Genomic DNA, 2,093 nt, shown 5'->3' on the forward strand with positions numbered 1-2,093 from the left:
GGGCCGCCACCGGCGCGGGCTCGCTGCTGGCCCGGCTCCGGCCCGAGCAACGGGCGTATTTGCGCCGCGTGTGGTCGCTGCTGCTGATGGGTTTGGCGCTGAAAATCCTGCTGCTCACGCTCAACCTGGTGGGGCTAGATGCCAGCGGTGCCAAATTCAAGAACCAGTCCTTCTTCTATTTGGCGCTGATGCCGGCCATTGGTTTTACTTATCTGAATAATAACCTGTTCGGCTTCATCCGCCCGCTGGTGGCCAACGAAATTCAGCGCCTCGGCCTCACGCGGCGGGTGCTGGCGCTGTACCTGCGGTTGGTGCTGCCGGTAGTGGCGCTCGATGTTGTGCTGACGGCAGGCGTGCTGCTGGCCCTGTTTCCGCGCAACTTCTGGCCCTACCTGGGGCTGTTGCCGCTGGGCGCGGCCGCCCTCACCAGCCTGGGACTGTGGGGCAGCCTCTACCAGGCCAAGGAAGTGAAGAAAGTGGTGCAGTTCAGCAACAACCGCAATGCCAGCACGCTCATGAGCATTGCCACCATTGGCACGGCGGCGGCGCTGTATTTCCTACCGTGGTGGTGGGCGCGCATCGCGCTGGCAGCCGTCATCATGGCTTCGGCTTGGTGGCCGGTGCGCGCCGTGCTACGCAACGACGGCGACCTGCGCCGCAAGCTGTGGCGCAGCATTGGGGCCTGATTTTTTGGGCGACCTTTGTGACTTCAGAACGAAAAAAGAACGTCATACTGAGCGCAGCCGAAGCATCTCGCGTGTGGTAGTAAATCCAATCGTTAGGATTACTTCAGCACGCGAGATGCTTCGGCGCATGACGTTCTAGGATTGCTCAATTACTTATCCCATAAGCAACATGGATTTTATTGAACTGACCGTTGAAGCGCCGCGCGAGCTGGCCGACATTCTGGTGGCCGAGCTGGCCGAAGTCGGCTTCGACACCTTTGAGGACACCGACGAGGGCTTCCAGGCTTATACCACCGAGGACGTGTTCAATCCCGACGCGGTGGCCGAAATCATGAGCCGCTACTCGGGTATCGGCGAGCTGAACCACTCGCACCGCACCATCACCCGTCAGAACTGGAACGCCGAGTGGGAGAAGAATTTCCAGCCGCTCGTCATCGCCGACCGCGTGTCGGTGCGCGCGCCCTTCCACCCCGAACCGGCGGGCGTCGACTACGACATCGTGATTATGCCGCGCATGTCGTTCGGCACCGGCCACCACGAAACTACGGCCCTGATGATTGAAAACCAGCTCGACGTGAGCCACAAGGGGCTGCGCGTGCTGGATATGGGCACCGGCACCGGCATTCTGGCCATCATGGCCGAAATGCTGGGCGCCCGCCAGGTGCTGGCCGTGGATACCGAGCCCTGGACCGTGGAAAACGCCCGCGACAATGCCGCCGAAAACCAGTGCCACGGCATCGAGTGCCGCCTGGGCGGCGTGGAGACGCTGGCGAACGAAGAGCCCTTCGACCTGATTCTGGCCAACATCAACCGCAACGTGCTGCTCGAAGACATGCACGAATACGCCCGCCTGCTGCCCAGCGGCCGGCCCATCCTGTTCAGCGGCTTCTACGAGGAGGACCTCCCGAAAATTCAGGCCGAGGCCAGCAAGCACGGCCTGCGCTACCAGCGCCACCGCACCCTGCGCAGCTGGGTATCGGCGGTGTTTGAAAAAGAGTAATTAGGATACCAGACAGTAAACAAGCACGTCATGCTGAGCGCAGTCGAAGCATGACGTGCTTGTTTTCGTTTAGTGTTCTACCCGCCCCATTCTCCCTTTCACCCGCTTTTCATGCCGCAAACTGGCATCGTTCCCGGCAACGTTTGCGCGAATAAAAGCGCTGCATTTCGCACAGCCCGGCCCCTATAGCCCGTAATATTATTCCGGGAATTGCCCGGCTGCCACCGGTGGTGAGTGGGAGCGGCCGGGCTTTTCTCGTTGCTTTTTACGGCTCGTGCGCAATGACCTGGTTTGCTGGATTCCCTGCTGTTTTTTCATCGCGCCCGGCCGTGCTGGGAGTTGGGCTGGCGCTGGCCGGCCTCGGGACTGCAAGCCCGGGGCGGGCGCAGCAGCTGGCCTTCCCAGGG

At 61.5% G+C, this 2,093-nt stretch carries 2 protein-coding genes; both read left to right on the forward strand.

Annotated elements, in window-relative coordinates; all coding sequences use genetic code 11:
• Positions 1 to 686, forward strand: a 686-nt coding sequence (locus ACYVDE_RS22905; RefSeq protein ID WP_460503845.1) for a hypothetical protein, incomplete at its 5' end; no start/stop codon positions are given.
• Positions 687 to 855: 169 nt separating this feature from the next.
• On the forward strand, positions 856 to 1,686 hold the full coding sequence (prmA, locus tag ACYVDE_RS22910) for a 50S ribosomal protein L11 methyltransferase (RefSeq protein WP_460503846.1): 831 nt from the start codon (positions 856 to 858) through the stop codon (positions 1,684 to 1,686).
• The last annotated feature ends 407 nt before the right edge of the window (positions 1,687 to 2,093 follow it).

Source organism: Hymenobacter agri, assembly GCF_054778495.1.